Below are 14653 nucleotides of genomic sequence, written 5' to 3' on the forward strand. Positions count from 1 at the left end.
ATCGGGTCAGGGGGTGAGGATTGCCAGGAGGGCTCGCGCGTAGGCGCGTTCTGCATCCACGTCCACGTGGCGTTCCGCTGACCCGTCGGGGCCCTCGATCACCACGGCGAAGCCGTCACCGATCGGTTCCAGGCGCCGGAACCGGGGCCCGAGCGCCTCGCGCAGCTGGCCCTCGCGGGGCAGCCAGACGACCGCCTCCTGCGGCACGCTGTCCAGCGCCCACTCCGTGGTGCCGTTGAACCGGATCAGCGGGCCGGTGGGCGCCTGGTGGACGTCGATGGTCAGCTCGCTGACCACGAACACGTCGGCGTCCATCTCCCGCCCCGGGATCACGAACCGGTCGCCGGACGCGGGTGTCCACGCCAGGCCCGCGGCCCGCAGCCGCAGCGCGAGCTCCACCGAGATCATTTCGCGCCGATCATTCCGCATCGATCATTTCGCGCCGATCACGCGCCGGGCGTGACGCCGTGCCGGCGCAGGTCGGCGAGGTCCACCCAGTCCAGGGTGCGGGCGTGCGTGGCCTCCAGCACCACCGGAGGGGCGACGCCGGCCTCGAGCGCCTCGGCCCAGCGGTCGGCGCACAGGCACCAGCGGTCGCCCGGCCGCAGGCCTGCGAAGCCGTACTCGGGCCGTGGGGTGGACAGGTCGTTGCCGTGCGCGCTGCTGAAGTCCAGGAACTCGGCGGTGACCTGGGCGCAGACCGTGTGCACCCCCGCGTCCTCGGCCCCGGTGTCGCAGCAGCCCGTGCGGTAGAAGCCGGTGATCGGGTCAGTGCCGCAGGTCTGCAGCTCCCCACCCAGCACGTTGCGCGCCATGTGCCTCACCCAACCAGAACGGGTAGCCCCGGCGCATGACCGAGCCGCATGCAGCCCCGGAACCCGACCCGGAGCCGCGCCTGCCCGGCATGCCCGACCTCGACGTCGACCTGCCCGCCGACGAGGACGCCGACGACCAGCCGGGCAACATGCCCGGCGAGGACGTCGATCCGGACGCCGGCAGGATGGAGCCGCCGGACTGACCCGGCCCTCGCACCAAGCGAGGCGCCGGCGTGCCGCTCACACACCAACTCGTGCGCTGGCACACCAACTGCAGTTCGTGTGCGGGCACCGAAGTTGGTGTGCGAGCGGGTCAGCGGGGTGGGAGCGCCACACCGAGGAGCGCGTCGATCGCCTTCCGGGCGAGCGCAGGCGCCGCCGCGTCGCGACCACGGCGCTCCAGCGCCTCCCCGGCCCACGCGTCCACCGCGGCGAGCGCGGCCGGCGTGTCGAGGTCGTCGGCGAGGTGGGTGCGCAGCCGGGCCACCAGGTCGTCGGCAGGCGGGGCGGAGGACAACGCCACGGCGGCGCGCCAGCGGGCCAGCCGGGCCTCGGCGGTGGCCAGCAGGTCGGCGGTCCAGGCGCGGTCGGTGCGGTAGTGCCCCGCGAGCAGCGCGAGCCGGATCGCGTTCGGGTCGACGTCCTGGGAGCGGAGCTTGGAGACGAACACGAGGTTGCCGCGCGACTTCGACATCTTCTCGCCGTCGAGCCCGATCATGCCGGCGTGCACGTAGTGCCGGGCGAACGGGTGCACCCCGGTGAACGCCTCGGCGTGGGCCGCCCCGAACTCGTGGTGCGGGAAGACCAGGTCCGACCCGCCGCCGTTCAGGTCGATCTGGGTGCCGAGCCGGTTGAGCGCGATCGCCGTGCACTCGACGTGCCAGCCCGGGCGGCCCGCGCCGAGGTCGGACTCCCAGTGCGGCTCGCCCGGCCGCGCCATGCGCCACAGCAGCGCGTCGGCGGGGTGGCGCTTGCCCGGGCGGTCCGGGTCGCCGCCGCGCTCGCGCGAGAGCGCGATCATCGTGGCCTCGTCGTAGTTCGACTCGTAGCCGAAGTGGCCGCTGGCGGTCGAGTCGAAGTAGAGGTCGGGATACTCCGGGTCGGGCACCCGGTACGCCGCACCGGCCGCGAGCAGCTTGCCCACCAGCTCGGCGATCTCCCCCATCGCCTCCACCGCGCCGACGTACTGCCGCGGCGGCAGCACCCGCAGCGCCTGCATGTCCTCGCGGAACAGGGCGGTCTCGCGCATGCCGAGCACGACCCAGTCGTCCTGGTCGCGGGCTGCGCGCTCGAGCAGCGGGTCGTCGATGTCGGTGATGTTCTGCACGTAGTGCACGTCGTGGCCGAGGTCGCGCCACACCCGGTTGACCAGGTCGAACGCCAGGTAGGTGGCCGCGTGGCCGAGGTGGGTGGCGTCGTAGGGGGTGATGCCGCAGACGTACATGGTGGCCGTGGGGCCCGGCGCCGTGGGGCGGATCCGGGCGGACGCGGTGTCGTGCAACCGGAGCGGCGGTCCCCCGCCCTCGAGCCGCGGGACGTCGACGGATGCCCAGGTCTGCATAGGGACAACGTACGTGATGCTATCCTTTGGGCAAATGCCCAAGGCGATCGCCCAAGGAGTGCGGATGACCCGGACCGCGGCGGATCGCGGCCGCGAGGTGCGGCGACGGCTGGTGCAGGCGGCGCGGGAGCTCGTGCCCGAGCGCGGCTGGACGGCCGTGAGCACCCGCACGGTGGCCGAGCGGGCCGGCGTCGCGCCCGGGCTCGTGCACTACCACTTCGCCTCGCTGCAGGCGCTGCTCGCCGAGGCGGCCGTCGGCGCGCTGCGCGAGATGATCGACGGCGTCGGCGAACTGCTGCAGCAGGCGCGCACCCCCACCGAGCTCGTCGACCTGATCGCGGCCGCGGTGGACCGGTACACCGGCACCGACCCGGCCTCGCTACTGGCCGTCGAGACCTACCTGGCCGCCACCCGGGACCCGGGCCTGCGTGAGCAGCTCGGTGCCGTCCTCGACGAGTTCCGGGACGGCGTCGCCCGGCAGCTGCGGGAGCAGGGCGTGCCGGACCCGGTCGCCACCGCCGCCGTGCTGGCCGCCGTGGTCGACGGCGTCCTGCTGCACCGGGCACTCGGCCCGGTACCGGCCGTCGCGCAGGTGCTGCACCGGATCGTCGCGGAGGGAGAGCACTGATGAGGATGAAGGTCGCGATCTGCGGGGCGGGGATCTCCGGGCTCGCGCTGGCGCACCGGATGCACGCCCACGGGTGGGACGTCGTGGTGCTGGAGCGGGCGCGGGGGCCGCGCGAGCAGGGCTACATGATCGACTTCTTCGGGCCGGGGTTCGACGCCGCCGAGGCGATGGGGCTGCTGCCGGCGCTGCACGAACGGGCCCATCCGATCGACGAGGCGACCTACGTGGACGCAGCCGGTCGCACGACGGGCCACCTCACCTTCGCCCGGTTCGCCGCCGCCGAGGACGACCGGCTGCTGAGCCTGCTGCGCTCCGAGCTGGAGGCGGTGCTGCGCGCCCAGCTGCCCGCCGCGGTCGACCTGCGGTTCGGCGCGGGCGTGGCGGACGTGCGCGAGCGGACCGGTGGGGTGGACGTCGGGCTCGCCGACGGCACCCGCCTGGGCGCCGACCTCCTCGTCGGCGCCGACGGGATCCACTCCACCGTGCGCAGGCTGGTCTTCGGCGAGGAGCACCGCTACCTGCGCTACCTCGGCTTCCACACGGCGGCCTTCCAGTTCGACGACCCGGTGGTGGAGGAGGCCACCCGCCACCGGGTCTGCCTGACCGACACCCCGCAGCGCCAGATGGGCGTCTACGGGCTGGGCCGTGGCCGGGTCGCCGCGTTCACCGTGCACCGCACACCCGATCCCACGCTGCCGGCCGACGCCCGGACCGCCGTGCAGGAGGAGTACCGCTCCCTCGGCTGGCTCGTCCCCCGCGTGCTCGCCGCTTGCCCGCCCTCGTCCGAGGTGTTCTACGACCAGGTCGCGCAGATCGAGATGCCGCGGTGGAGCCGCGGGCGGGTCACGCTGCTGGGCGACGCGTGCGCCGCGGTGTCGCTGCTCGCGGGCCAGGGTGCGTCGCTCGGACTCGGCGGCGCGTACGTCCTCGCCGAAGCCATCGCCTGCGCGCAGACGGTCGAGGCGGGGCTGGAACGGTACGAGCGCACGTGGCGCCCGGTCGCCACCGACCGCCAGGAGGTCGGCAGGCGGGCGGCGCGCTGGTTCCTGCCGGCCTCGCGGCGCCAGGTCCTGCTGCGCAGGGCCTTCCTCAGGCTCGGCGGGCTCCCCGGGATGGATCGCCTGATCGCCGCAGCGATCGCGGGCAACCGGGCGCCGGTGGTGGCGGAGCCGGCGGCGCGCTAGACACGGCCTGGTCACCACCACTCGTGCGACAGCTTCGCCTCGATGTCGCGCACGTGGCGGCGGACGCAGTCCGGGCACAGCCAGTGCTCGCGGCCGTCGGGGTCGCGTTCGCGCACCCAGGTGACGGCACTCGCGGCATCCTGGTCGCGGGTGGCACCGCAGTGCCGGCAGGTGTCCACGCGCACAGCATGCCCACTTGCCCGTGGCCCTGCCGCGTGCCAACCTGAGGCAAGTCATCTAGACCAAACGTCTATTCCCAGCGAGACCCGTCTTGAGAGGTTCTAGTGCGGACCGTCATCGGGGTCGACATCGGCGGCTCGAAGACGCACGGGATCCGCGCCGTCGACGGCGAGCCGGTGGCCGAGGCGGTCGCGGGCAGCGCCAACGTCGCGGCGGTGGGTGTCCCGGAGGCCGGGCGTCAGCTCGACACCCTGTTCGCCCACCTGGACGTCAGCGGGGTCGACGCGGTCTGCGCCGGGGCGGCGGGTGCCGACGGCACCGAGTCGATCGGCGCCATGACGCGCCTGCTCGCCGAGCGCGTGCCGGGGGCGCGGGTGAGCGTGGTGCACGACGCACGGCTCGTGCTCGCGGCCGAGGGCCTCGACGCGGGCGTCTCCCTGATCGCAGGCACCGGATCGGTGGCGTGGGGCCGGCGCGCCGACGGCGAACAGGCGCGCGCGGGCGGATGGGGTCACCTGCTCGGCGACGAGGGCAGCGGCTACCGCGTGGCGCTCGACGCCGTCCGTCACGCGCTGGACCGGATGGACGCCGGCGCGCCCCCCGACCCGCTCACCGACGCGCTGGTCGCGAGCTGTGGCCTCGCCGACCGGACCGAGCTGATCGACTTCGTCTACGCGCGGCAGGACAAGCGGTACTGGGCCGAGCGAGCCGCGGTCGTCACCGGGCTCGCCGCGCGGGGCGACGCGGCAGCGTCGCTGATCGTCGACACCGCGGCCGACGCCCTCGCGGCGCTGGCCACGCGGGTGCTCGGGCGGCTGGACCTGCCCGGTCCCGTGGTGCTGGGCGGCGGGTTCGCCGTGCACCAGCCGCCGCTCCAACGGTCCGTGCGCCAGCGGCTCGCCGGCGTCGAGGTGCGCGTCCTCACCCACGCCCCGGCCGTCGGCGCGGTGCGCCTGGCCGCCGCACTCCCCCGTCCCGAGATGGAGAAGCTGTGACCCCCGCACTCACGTCCCGGCCCGGCCACCTGATGGCGGCCGAGATCGGCGAGCAGCCCGCCATCTGGCGCAGCCTGCTCGCCCACGGCGGCGACGCCGGTATCGACGCGGCCGCGGAGATGATCCGCGCCCGGCGCCCCCGCGCGGTGCTGTTCGTCGCCCGCGGCACGAGCGACCACGCCGCGCTCTACGCGAAGTACCTCGTGGAGATCCGCCACGGCCTGCCTGCCGGGCTCGTCTCCCCCTCGACGATGACGGCCTACGGCGCGCGGCCGGACCTGCGCGACGTGCTGATGATCGGGGTGAGCCAGTCGGGCGGCTCGCCCGACCTCGTCCGCTCGCTCGCGGTGGCCGGGGAGCAGGGTGCGCTCACAGTGGCCGTCACCAACGACGTCTCCTCGGCGCTGGCGCAGACCGCGCACGCCCACGTCGACGTGCTCGCGGGCCCGGAGCGCTCGGTGGCGGCCACCAAGTCGTACACGGCGCAGCTGCTCGCGCTGTACCTGCTGCTCGAGGAGGTCCGCGGCGTCGACGGCCGCGCCGCGGCGGCCCCGCTGCCGGACCTGGGCGACGCGCTGCTCGCGCGGCGGGGCGAGATCACCGCGCTCGCGCAGCGCTACCGGTTCGCGCAGCGGATGCTCACCACGGCCCGCGGCTACTCCTACCCCACCGCCCGCGAGGCCGCGCTGAAGCTGATGGAGACCTCCTACGTGTCGGCGCAGGCGTTCTCCGGTGCCGACCTGCTCCACGGCCCGCTCGCCCTGGTCGACCCGCAGGTGCCGGTGCTGGCCGTCGTGGCGTCGGGCGTGGGCGGCGCGGCGATGCGTGACGTGCTGCCGCGGCTCGCCGAGCGCAGCGCGGACGTGTGCTGCGTGGGCCATCCCGCCGCGGTGGCCGGCGCCGCGTGCGGGTTCACCCTGCCCGACGGGGCACCCGAGGAGCTGTCCCCGCTGCTGGAGATCCTGCCGTTCCAGCTGCTGGCCCTGGACGTCGCGGTCGGGCGCGGCGGCGACCCGGACGCCCCGCGCGGCCTGTCCAAGGTCACGGAGACCCTGTAGATGGGCACTGTGATCGTCTCGGCCGGCACGCTCGTCGCCGACGACCTCCCGGTCGGCCCCGGGTGGGTGGAGGTCCGCGGCGACCGGATCGCCGCCACGGGGGCGGGCGTGCCGGCGGCACCCGACATCGACCTCGGGGGCGCCGTGCTCGTGCCTGGCTTCGTCGACATGCACGTGCACGGCGGCGCCGGTGCGGCCTTCCCGGACGGCGACGCGGAGACCGCGCTGCGGGCCGTGGAGTTCCACCGGGCGCACGGGACCACCACCATGGTGGCGAGCCTCGTGGCCGCAGGCCCGGACGACCTGCTGAAGACCGTCGACGCGCTGGGCGAGCTGGTGGTCGACGGCGAGCTCGCCGGTGTGCACCTCGAGGGCCCGTGGCTGGCCGAGGGGCGCTGCGGAGCGCACGACCCGCGGCAGCTGCGCGACCCCGATCCCGCCGAGCTGGACCGGCTGCTGCGGGCCGGCGGCGGCGCCGTCCGGATGGTCACGCTCGCGCCCGAGCGGGCCGGTGGCCTGGACGCCGTGCGCCGGATCGTCGGCGCCGGGGCGGTCGCCGCGATCGGGCACACCGACGCCAGCTACGCGCTCACCCGCAAGGCGATCGATGCCGGCGCTCGGGTGGGCACGCACCTGTTCAACGCGATGGCCCCCGTCCACCACCGCGAGCCCGGCCCGGCCGTGGCGCTGCTCGAGGACGGGCGGGTCACGGTCGAGCTCGTGACCGACGGCCTGCACGTGCACCCCGCGCTGTGGGAGCACGTCGTGCGCAGCGCAGGCGCGGAGCGGGTGGCCGCGGTGACCGATGCGATGGCCGCGGCCGGCATGCCCGACGGCGAGTACCACCTCGGGGCGATGCGCGTCACCGTGGCCGACGGGGTGGCCCGGCTCGCGGCGAGCAGCGACGGCCGGGCGGGCGCCATCGCCGGGAGCACGGCCACCACGGACACCCTGTTCGCGAAGGTCGTGCGGCACGCCGCGGTGCCGCGTGAGGAGGCGCTGCGCCGGGCCGTCGCGCTGACGGCGACCAGCCCGGCCCGCGCGCTCGGCCTCGCGGACGTGGGCGCGCTCGCGCCGGGCAAGCGCGCCGACCTGGTCGCGCTCGACCCCGAGCTGCGGGTCCGCGAGGTCTACCGCTCCGGAACGCGGGTGCCGCGCTGAGCCCTGCCCGGGGAGGGCCGGCATGGTGGCCATGCTGCCGTGCTACGCCAGTATGGCCACCATGCTGTCGATTCCGGTGGCCGCTCCTCAGCGCTTGCGGGCACGGATGTAGTCCGACACCACCTCGGCGCCCAGGCCGTCCAGCGTGGGCGCCACCACCCGGCCACTGCAGCGGCGCGCCACGTCGTCGACGAACATCGCCAGGCGCGGGTCGTCGCCGAGCATGAAGAACGTGATCGACGGCCGCAGGGTCGTGATCTTGTCCAGCGCGCCGATCGTGGCCCGCAGCGTCTCCGGGCTCGGCGGCCAGTCGAACACCGCCTCGCCGTCGGGTTCCAGGTGGGCCGTGGGCTCGCCGTCGGTGACGACCAGCACGACGGGCTGCGCGTCCGGGTTGTGGCGCAGGTGCTCGCCCGCCAGCAGGAGCGCGTGGTGCAGGTTGGTGCCCTGCTCCCACACCCCCTCCAGGCCGACCAGCTCCCCCAGCTCCACCGACCGCGCGTGCCGCCCGAACGTGATCAGCTTCAGGTCGTCGCCGCGGAAGCGCGTGGAGATCAGCTGGTGCAGCGCGAGCGCCGTGCGCTTCATCGGCACCCAGCGCCCGTCCTGCACCATCGACCACGAGGTGTCGACCAGCAGCGCCACCGCCGCGCGCGAACGCTGCTCGGTCTCCACGATCTCCACGTCGGTGACGTCGAGCGCCCGGTCGTCGCCGCCCGCTCTGCGCAGCTGCGCGTTGAGCAGCGTGCGCGGCACGCTCCACGCCTCGGTGTCGCCGAACGCCCACGGCCGGGTGGCCCCGGTCGCCTCGCCCGCCGGCCCGGACCTGCGGTCCTCCCGCTCGCCGCGGCGCGCACCGATCTTGTCGACGACGTCGCGCAGCGCCGACTCGCCCAGGCGGCGCAGCGCCTTCGGCGACAGCTGCAGCGACCCGTCCGGGGCCCGCTCGAACAGGCCCTGGCGCTCCAGCTCGCGCTGCAACTCGGCGAGCGCGCGCGCGTCGACGCGGGCCTGGTCGCCCAGGTGCTCGCCGAGCGCGTCGATGTCGATGTCCTCCATCCGCGCGCCCGGGTAGCTCTGCGACAGCTGCTCGGCCAGCGCGTCGAGCTGCCCGAGCTGCTCCATCGCGCGGGTGGCCTCGCCCATGCCGAGCGGGTTGTCGCCGCGGAAGCGACCGCGACCCTCCCAGTCCTCGCCGGGACGCAGGCCCTGCAGCTGGGCGTCGAGCTGGGCGAGCGCCTGCGCGAGCCGGGGGTCGCCGAATGCCTGCTGCGAGAGCTCCATCAGCTCGGCCCGCTGCTCGGCCGACATCGAGTTGAGCATCCGCTGCGCCGCGGCGGCCCGCTGGGCGAGCAGGTCGACCAGCTCCTCGGTGTTCTGCGGGTTCTCCGGGAAGAACTCGCCGTGCTTCTGCATGAACTGCTCGAACTGCTGCTGCGTGTCCTGCCCCTGCGCGTGGTTGGCCAGCAGGTCGTTCAGGTCGTCGAGCATCTCCCGGATCCGCTCGACGTCCTCCGGCGTGGCGTTCTCCATCGCCTGCTTCATGCCCTGGAAGCGCTGGTCCAGCATCTCCCGGCCGAGCAGGTCGCGGATCTCCTCGTAGGCCTCGCGGGCGTCCGAGGACTGCCAGTCGTAGTCGTTCAGCTCCCGGACCGCCCCGCCCGTGTCGGACGGCAACGCGTCGAGCTGCATCTCCCGGAACCGGGCGTCGTCGGTGTCCTGCCGCCCCAGCTGGTCGCGCTCCGCGTCCAGGGCGCGCTGCAGCAGCTCGCGGACCTGCTGCAAGGTGCCGTCGAGCCGGTTCTCGCGCTGCAGCCTGCTGCGCCGCTGCCAGACCTCGCGGGTGAGCTCGTCGAGGCCGCGGCGCTCGCGGGTGCCCCGCCGGAGCAGCTCCTGCAGCGCAGTGCGCGGCGAGGAGCCATCCATCACGTCGCGGCCGATCTCGTCGAGCGCGGCCCGGATGTCGACGGGCGGGGCGAGCGGGTCGGGCCCGTCGACGTAGGGCCCGTAGGCGTAGCGCCGGCTACGTCGTGCCATGGCGCACCCCTCTCACTCGTAGATCACCTTGTCGTCGTCGGACTCCGACTTCGTCAGGCGCCTCGTCAGGTACAGCAGCTCCAGAGCGAGCTCCGCGGCGCTGGCCATCGGACCGGGATCCTCGGTGCCGGCGGCGTCCAGGCGCCTGGCCACCTCGGTGAGCGCCTCGACGGCCGGCAACGCGGCCACGACCTCGACCGCGGGCACCCGCTCGCCGGTGCGCACCGGTGTCTCCGCCACGGCCGCCGCGAGGGGGTTCAGGTCGATCCCGCGCAGCCGGGCGCGGGCGGTGTCGGCGGTGGCGCGGCGCAGCAGGTGCTCGAGGTGCTCCATCTCGCGCCCCTCCTCGCCGGAGGCGAACTCGAGCTTGCCCCGCAGTACCGACGGCACCGACTCGAGGTCGATCGGCCGGGCGACCGGCCGCTCCTCGCCGGTGATGGCGGCGCGGCGCAGGGCCGCCGCCGCGACGGTCTCGGTGGCGGCCACGGCGAACCGGGCCGACACCCCCGAGCCCTGGTCCACCGCGCTCGACTCGCGCAGCGAGCGCGTGAACCGGGCGACCACCTCGACGAGGTGGCGCGGCACGTCGGCGACGAGGTGGGCCTCCTGCTGCACGAGCGCGATCTCGTCGGAGAGCTCGAGGGGGTAGTGGGTGCGCACCTCGGCGCCGAACCGGTCCTTGAGCGGGGTGATGATCCGGCCGCGGTTCGTGTAGTCCTCGGGGTTGGCGCTCGCGACGAGCAGCACGTCGAGCGGGAGCCGCAGCGTGTAGCCGCGCACCTGGATGTCGCGCTCCTCCATGACGTTGAGCAGCGCCACCTGGATGCGTTCGGCCAGGTCGGGCAGCTCGTTGATCGTGACGATGCCGCGGTGGGCGCGCGGCACCAGGCCGTAGTGGATCGTCTCCGGGTCGCCCAGGGAGCGACCCTCGGCGACCTTGACGGGGTCGACGTCGCCGATCAGGTCGGCGACGGCGGTGTCGGGGGTGGCGAGCTTCTCGGTGTAGCGCTCGTCGCGGTGGCGCCACGCCACCGGCAGGTCGTCACCCAGCTCCGCGGCGCGCCGCCGGGAGGCGGGGGTGATCGGGTCGAAGGGGTGCTCGCCGAGCTCGGAGCCCTCGATGACGGGCGTCCACTCGTCGAGCAGGGTGGCCAGGGTGCGCAGCAGGCGCGTCTTGCCCTGCCCGCGCTCGCCGAGCAGCACGACGTCGTGCGCGGCGATCAGCGCGCGCTCCAGCTGCGGGAGCACGGTGGACTCGAACCCGACGATGCCGGGCCACGGGTCGCGCCCCTCCCGGAGTGCGGTGAGCAGGTTGGTGCGGATCTCGTCCTTGACGCCACGGAGCTCGTGGCCGGACGCGCGGAGCGCGCCCAGGGTGCGGGGGAATCCAGAAGGCACGTAATCAACGTTACGCCCGTCACCCCTCCGTCCGGCCGGGGAGATCCGTTGACTTCAACCTGACTTGAACTCTTAACGTCCAGGCGACGAGATCCACACGTGCGAGGAGATGACCGTGAAGGCGATCCGGCAGTACGAGTTCGGGCCGGCCGAGACGTTGCGCTACGAGGAGGTCCCCGACCCCGTCCCCGGCGAGGGGCAGGTACTGGTCGAGGTCGCCGCCGCCGGCGTGCACCTGGTGGACACCATGATCCGGTCCGGGGGGACGGGCGGGCCGTTCCCGCTGCCGCAGCTGCCGATGACCCCGGGCCGGGAGGTGGCCGGCACCGTCGCCACCGTCGGGCCCGGTGTCGATCCGGGCCGGGTGGGCACGCGCGTGGTGGCCCACCTCGGCATGGCGAGCGGCGGCTACGCCGCCCTCGCGGTCGCCGCGGAAGCGTCGCTGCACGAGATCCCCGACGCGCTCACTGCCGAGGCGGCGGTCGCGATGATCGGGACGGGGCGGACCGCCGTCGGGATCCTCGACGCCGCCGAGATCGAGGCCGGGGACGTGGTGCTCGTGCCGGCCGCGGCCGGCGGGCTCGGGAGCCTGTTCGTCCAGGCGGCGCGCGGGGCGGGCGCCGTGGCCGTGGGGCTGGCCGGCGGGCCGGACAAGGTGCGGCGGGTGCGGGAACTGGGCGCCCACGTCGCCGTCGACTACCGCGAGCCCGGCTGGCCCGAACGGGTGCTCGCGGCGCTGGACGGCCGCAAGCCCACGGTCCTGCTCGACGGCGTGGGCGGCGAGGTCGGGCGCGCCGGGTTCGAGATGCTCGACGCCGGCGGGCGGATCGTGATGTTCGGCTGGACCTCCGGCGCGGTCACGCCGTTCACGAGCGCCGACATCGCCGCCGGCTCGCTGTCGGCGGTGTGGGTCACCGGGCCGCGGATGATGAAGCGCTGCGGCGGCCTGCGCGGCCTGGAGACCCGCTCGCTCGCGGAGGCCGCCGCGGGCAGGCTGGTCCCGCTGGTGCACCCGCCGTTCCCGCTCGCCGACGCCGCCGGGGCGCACCGGGCGCTGGAGGCCAGGAGGACGACGGGCAAGGTCGTGCTGGCGCCCTGAGCGGGCCTCGCCGGGAATTCCGGGCGCCCGCGCGCCGTTCCCCAACCACGTGCAGTCTCCCGGGCGCTCCGCCGCCCTGCTCGGTCTCCTGTTCGGACTCGCCGGCATGTCCACGTCGGCGGTCACGGTCACGCTCCCGGAACTCGCGGGCGATCTCCACATCACCGCGTCCACGGCCGCCTGGATGATCAGCGGTTACACGGTGGCGCTCGCCGTCGCCACGCCGGCCCACGGCCGGATCGCCGACATGATCGGCATCCGGCTGCCGCTCACGGTCGGCATCGGCGCGATGGCGCTGGGCGCGCTGGTGGCGGCGCTCGCGCCGTCGTTCCCGGTGCTGCTGGTGGCGCGCGTGGTGCAGGGCCTCGGCGCGGCCGCGGTCCCGGTGCTCGCCACGGCGCTGGTCAGCGCGCGCTGGAGCGGCACCGACCAGGGCACCGCGCTGGGGCGCATCGCAGGGGTCGCCGCCACGCTCGGTTCCCTCGGCCCGCTGGTCGGCGGTGGCCTCGAGGCGCTCGGCGGGTGGCGGTGGGCCGTCGCCCTGCCCGTACTCGGCGCGCTCGCGATCCCCCCGCTGTGGCGGGTCTCCCCCGCGGGTGGCACCGGCGAGCGCATCGACGGTCTCGGGGCGGCGCTCGTCGCGCTCGCGGCGTCCGGGATGGTGCTGCTGATCCAGTCGCCGTCCTCGGGCGTGGTGACCGCCGCCGTCGGCGCGACGCTGCTCGTGATCGGCGCCCCGCTCCTCGCACTGCGCGTGCGGACGCGCCCGCACGGCTTCCTGCCGCGCGAGATCGTCACCAACACCACCGTGCTGCGCAACGCGTTCGCAGCGGCCGCGGTGCCGGCCAGCTGGTTCGCGCTGCTGCTGGGCGTTCCGCTCGCCGCGGCGTCGTGGGGCTGGACGCCGTTCGCCACCGGCACCCTGCTCGTCCCGTCGGCGGTGATCGGGTTCGTCTCCCCCGCGATCGCCCGCACGTTGCTCGACCGGATCGGGGCGCGCCGCTCGATCGCGCTCGCCTGTCCCACCGCGATCGTCGCGCTGCTGGTGGCGGCCGCTGGAGCACTCGCGCAGGCGCCGGCGCTGCTCGTGGTCGCCGTGATGCTGGTGAGTGCCGCCTTCGGGGTGGGGCAGCCCGCGATGATCTCCTCGGTGGGCTCCGCGGTCGCCGCGGGCCAGCGCGGCGTGGCGCTGGGCATCGCGACCCTGCTGTTCCTGACCGGCGCCAGCGTCGGGGCCGCGCTCGTCGGCGGGCTGGCCGGGACGATCGGGGTACCGGGCGCGCTCTGCGTGCTCGTCGCGCTGCCGCTCGCCGGGCTGACGGTGCTGCTGGCGGGCGGCCCGGACCGGGTGGCGGCCGAGCCCGCGCCCGCGTAGTGCGGCCGAGAGGGCTCCGACGTGGCGGGAGGCCGGCTTCGCCGACGAGACCGACCGCATGGCCCGCGGCGAAGGCGCCGCGGCGCTCTCGGACGCGCTGCTCGACTCGTTCTGCCTGATCGCGCCCGTGGAGCGGTGCCGCGAGCGGCTGGCCGCCTACCGTGACGCGGGCGTCGACCTGGCCATCCTCAGCCCGCCGATCGGCTAGGCCGGCCAGTGCCCCACCCTGTGCGAGACGCCGTGGACGTCCACCAGGCGGGCGGGGAGCCCCAGCTCGGCCAGCCATGCGGGGGCCGCGGCGCCGCGCAGCAACGCCCCCGTGCAGGCCGCGCTCGCCGCAGGCGCGTCGGCCGCCGCCACCGCGACCGACCGCCACGCGGGCACGACGGCGCGCCCGGTGGCCGGCACCACGAACGGCTGCAGCCGGTCGGGCTGCCCGGGCCGCCCGCAGCCCACCGAGGAGATCGCGCCGCCGTCGATCGCGACGATGGTGGTGGGCGCACCCGGCGCGTCCCGCAGCTGCACCCGCCAGCCGCCGACCGGCGCCAGCCCGGACGTCGCGACGTGGTCGCCGAACGCCACGAGCACCCCGCACGAGCACGACTCCGCCACGAGCTCGGCACACCGCTGGGCGAGCAGGGCGGCGGCGGAGGGGCCGGGCGCCACCGTCCACCCGTCGCGCGCCCGGGCGGCGGCGGTGAACTCCTGCTGCCACGGCACCGGAGCCGGGCGGTGGACGTCGGCATCGGCCGCTGCCGACGCGATCCCGTAGGGGAACGGGCGGGGGGCGGGGCAGGTGCCGCCGAGCAGTTCCGCGAGCCGCGCGTCGCGCCGTGCCGGGGGGAGGCGACGACCGACGCTCGCCACGAGCGCGCCGACGAGGTCCGTGACGTGCAGGCGGGCGTGGTGCATGGCCCACGGGTCGGTGACCACCAGCCGGAACGGGGCGTCCCATGCCGTCCACGCCGAGCTGACGGTCGCGGTGCGGATGCCGGTGTGCAGCGAGATCGTCATCGTGCGCCTCCGGGGGTCGTGCAGGGGGAACCACACGTTCGCAGACGGTCGCTGTGACGACGCTGTGAGCTGACCGTGGATGATCACCCGGTCGGGGGTGATCCCCACCATCGGTCGGGGGGTTCGCAGGCTCATCACCGGCGCGCCG

At 75.3% G+C, this 14653-nt stretch carries 15 protein-coding genes and 1 pseudogene; 9 read left to right on the top strand and 7 right to left on the bottom strand.

Annotated features, from left to right (window positions below; translation table 11 throughout):
- Nucleotides 1-6 precede the first annotated feature (6 nt).
- Both ABEA81_RS09775 and ABEA81_RS09780 read right to left on the bottom strand, forming a co-directional pair.
- Nucleotides 7-408: a hypothetical protein gene (locus tag ABEA81_RS09775; protein WP_345604574.1), complete on the bottom strand. Its 402-nt coding sequence runs from the start codon at nt 406-408 to the stop codon at nt 7-9.
- A gap of 38 nt (nt 409-446) precedes the next feature.
- On the bottom strand, nt 447-815 hold the full coding sequence (locus tag ABEA81_RS09780; RefSeq protein WP_345604575.1) for a DUF2237 family protein: 369 nt from the start codon (nt 813-815) through the stop codon (nt 447-449).
- 35 nt (nt 816-850) lie between these two features.
- On the opposite strand from ABEA81_RS09780, the gene ABEA81_RS09785 reads away from it, so the two are divergent.
- Nucleotides 851-1018, top strand: a complete 168-nt coding sequence (locus tag ABEA81_RS09785; protein ID WP_345604577.1) for a hypothetical protein — start codon at nt 851-853, stop codon at nt 1016-1018.
- 110 nt (nt 1019-1128) lie between these two features.
- On the opposite strand, the gene mshC is transcribed toward ABEA81_RS09785, so the two are convergent.
- Entirely contained in the window at nt 1129-2376 is a 1248-nt protein-coding gene (gene mshC, locus ABEA81_RS09790) for a cysteine--1-D-myo-inosityl 2-amino-2-deoxy-alpha-D-glucopyranoside ligase (RefSeq protein WP_345604578.1), read from the bottom strand.
- Nucleotides 2377-2440: 64 nt separating this feature from the next.
- On the opposite strand from mshC, the gene ABEA81_RS09795 reads away from it, so the two are divergent.
- The gene (locus ABEA81_RS09795; RefSeq protein WP_345604579.1) at nt 2441-3004 is read left to right on the top strand and encodes a TetR/AcrR family transcriptional regulator; all 564 of its coding nucleotides are present in this window, start codon (nt 2441-2443) and stop codon (nt 3002-3004) included.
- A 5-nt stretch (nt 3005-3009) separates the two neighbouring features.
- On the top strand, nt 3010-4188 hold the full coding sequence (locus tag ABEA81_RS09800; RefSeq protein WP_345604761.1) for an FAD-dependent oxidoreductase: 1179 nt from the start codon (nt 3010-3012) through the stop codon (nt 4186-4188).
- Between the two features lie 11 nt (nt 4189-4199).
- On the opposite strand, the gene ABEA81_RS09805 is transcribed toward ABEA81_RS09800, so the two are convergent.
- Nucleotides 4200-4367, bottom strand: a complete 168-nt coding sequence (locus tag ABEA81_RS09805; protein ID WP_345604580.1) for a hypothetical protein — start codon at nt 4365-4367, stop codon at nt 4200-4202.
- Nucleotides 4368-4472: 105 nt separating this feature from the next.
- Here ABEA81_RS09805 and ABEA81_RS09810 point away from each other — a divergent pair, with 105 nt between their 5' ends.
- From ABEA81_RS09810 to nagA, 3 genes are read left to right on the top strand one after another with little or no spacing between them, the layout of a single operon-like run.
- Entirely contained in the window at nt 4473-5363 is an 891-nt protein-coding gene (locus ABEA81_RS09810; protein WP_345604581.1) for an N-acetylglucosamine kinase, read from the top strand.
- A 32-nt stretch (nt 5364-5395) separates the two neighbouring features.
- The gene (locus ABEA81_RS09815) at nt 5396-6421 is read left to right on the top strand and encodes an SIS domain-containing protein (protein WP_345604762.1); all 1026 of its coding nucleotides are present in this window, start codon (nt 5396-5398) and stop codon (nt 6419-6421) included.
- Nucleotides 6422-7582: an N-acetylglucosamine-6-phosphate deacetylase gene (nagA, locus tag ABEA81_RS09820; RefSeq protein ID WP_345604583.1), complete on the top strand. Its 1161-nt coding sequence runs from the start codon at nt 6422-6424 to the stop codon at nt 7580-7582.
- 87 nt (nt 7583-7669) lie between these two features.
- Here nagA and ABEA81_RS09825 read toward each other — a convergent pair whose 3' ends face one another.
- Nucleotides 7670-9619 (bottom strand): VWA domain-containing protein, encoded by a 1950-nt coding sequence (locus ABEA81_RS09825; protein WP_345604584.1) that lies wholly within the window; start codon nt 9617-9619, stop codon nt 7670-7672.
- A 12-nt stretch (nt 9620-9631) separates the two neighbouring features.
- Nucleotides 9632-11017 carry an ATP-binding protein gene (locus ABEA81_RS09830; RefSeq protein WP_345604586.1) on the bottom strand — a complete coding sequence of 462 codons (1386 nt, stop codon included), beginning with the start codon at nt 11015-11017 and terminating at the stop codon, nt 9632-9634.
- A gap of 109 nt (nt 11018-11126) precedes the next feature.
- On the opposite strand from ABEA81_RS09830, the gene ABEA81_RS09835 reads away from it, so the two are divergent.
- The 3 genes and pseudogenes from ABEA81_RS09835 to ABEA81_RS09845 form a co-directional block, all read left to right on the top strand.
- Nucleotides 11127-12116: a zinc-binding dehydrogenase gene (locus ABEA81_RS09835; RefSeq protein WP_345604587.1), complete on the top strand. Its 990-nt coding sequence runs from the start codon at nt 11127-11129 to the stop codon at nt 12114-12116.
- Nucleotides 12117-12165: 49 nt separating this feature from the next.
- A complete protein-coding gene (locus ABEA81_RS09840) occupies nt 12166-13491 on the top strand; it encodes an MFS transporter (protein ID WP_345604588.1) in 1326 nt (441 codons plus the stop codon).
- A 13-nt stretch (nt 13492-13504) separates the two neighbouring features.
- Nucleotides 13505-13699, top strand: a pseudogene (locus ABEA81_RS09845) (hypothetical protein); the annotation flags it as partial.
- Here ABEA81_RS09845 and ABEA81_RS09850 read toward each other — a convergent pair.
- Nucleotides 13696-14505 carry an FAD:protein FMN transferase gene (locus ABEA81_RS09850; protein WP_345604589.1) on the bottom strand — a complete coding sequence of 270 codons (810 nt, stop codon included), beginning with the start codon at nt 14503-14505 and terminating at the stop codon, nt 13696-13698. The pseudogene ABEA81_RS09845 and the gene ABEA81_RS09850 sit on opposite strands and share 4 nt — an antisense overlap.
- Nucleotides 14506-14653 lie beyond the last annotated feature (148 nt).

The sequence above is a fragment of the Pseudonocardia adelaidensis genome (assembly GCF_039543345.1).
Taxonomy (GTDB): domain Bacteria; phylum Actinomycetota; class Actinomycetes; order Mycobacteriales; family Pseudonocardiaceae; genus Pseudonocardia; species Pseudonocardia adelaidensis.

Bases quoted from the DNA above. Each gene is read 5' to 3' on its own strand.
- ABEA81_RS09775 (WP_345604574.1), bottom strand. From the start codon at position 408: ATGATCTCGGTGGAGCTCGCGCTGCGGCTGCGGGCCGCGGGCCTGGCG.
- ABEA81_RS09780 (WP_345604575.1), bottom strand. From the start codon at position 815: ATGGCGCGCAACGTGCTGGGTGGGGAGCTGCAGACCTGCGGCACTGAC.
- ABEA81_RS09785 (WP_345604577.1), top strand. From the start codon at position 851: ATGACCGAGCCGCATGCAGCCCCGGAACCCGACCCGGAGCCGCGCCTG.
- mshC (WP_345604578.1), bottom strand. From the start codon at position 2,376: ATGCAGACCTGGGCATCCGTCGACGTCCCGCGGCTCGAGGGCGGGGGA.
- ABEA81_RS09795 (WP_345604579.1), top strand. From the start codon at position 2,441: ATGACCCGGACCGCGGCGGATCGCGGCCGCGAGGTGCGGCGACGGCTG.
- ABEA81_RS09800 (WP_345604761.1), top strand. From the start codon at position 3,010: ATGAAGGTCGCGATCTGCGGGGCGGGGATCTCCGGGCTCGCGCTGGCG.
- ABEA81_RS09815 (WP_345604762.1), top strand. From the start codon at position 5,396: ATGGCGGCCGAGATCGGCGAGCAGCCCGCCATCTGGCGCAGCCTGCTC.
- nagA (WP_345604583.1), top strand. From the start codon at position 6,422: ATGGGCACTGTGATCGTCTCGGCCGGCACGCTCGTCGCCGACGACCTC.
- ABEA81_RS09825 (WP_345604584.1), bottom strand. From the start codon at position 9,619: ATGGCACGACGTAGCCGGCGCTACGCCTACGGGCCCTACGTCGACGGG.
- ABEA81_RS09835 (WP_345604587.1), top strand. From the start codon at position 11,127: ATGACCGTGAAGGCGATCCGGCAGTACGAGTTCGGGCCGGCCGAGACG.
- ABEA81_RS09850 (WP_345604589.1), bottom strand. From the start codon at position 14,505: ATGACGATCTCGCTGCACACCGGCATCCGCACCGCGACCGTCAGCTCG.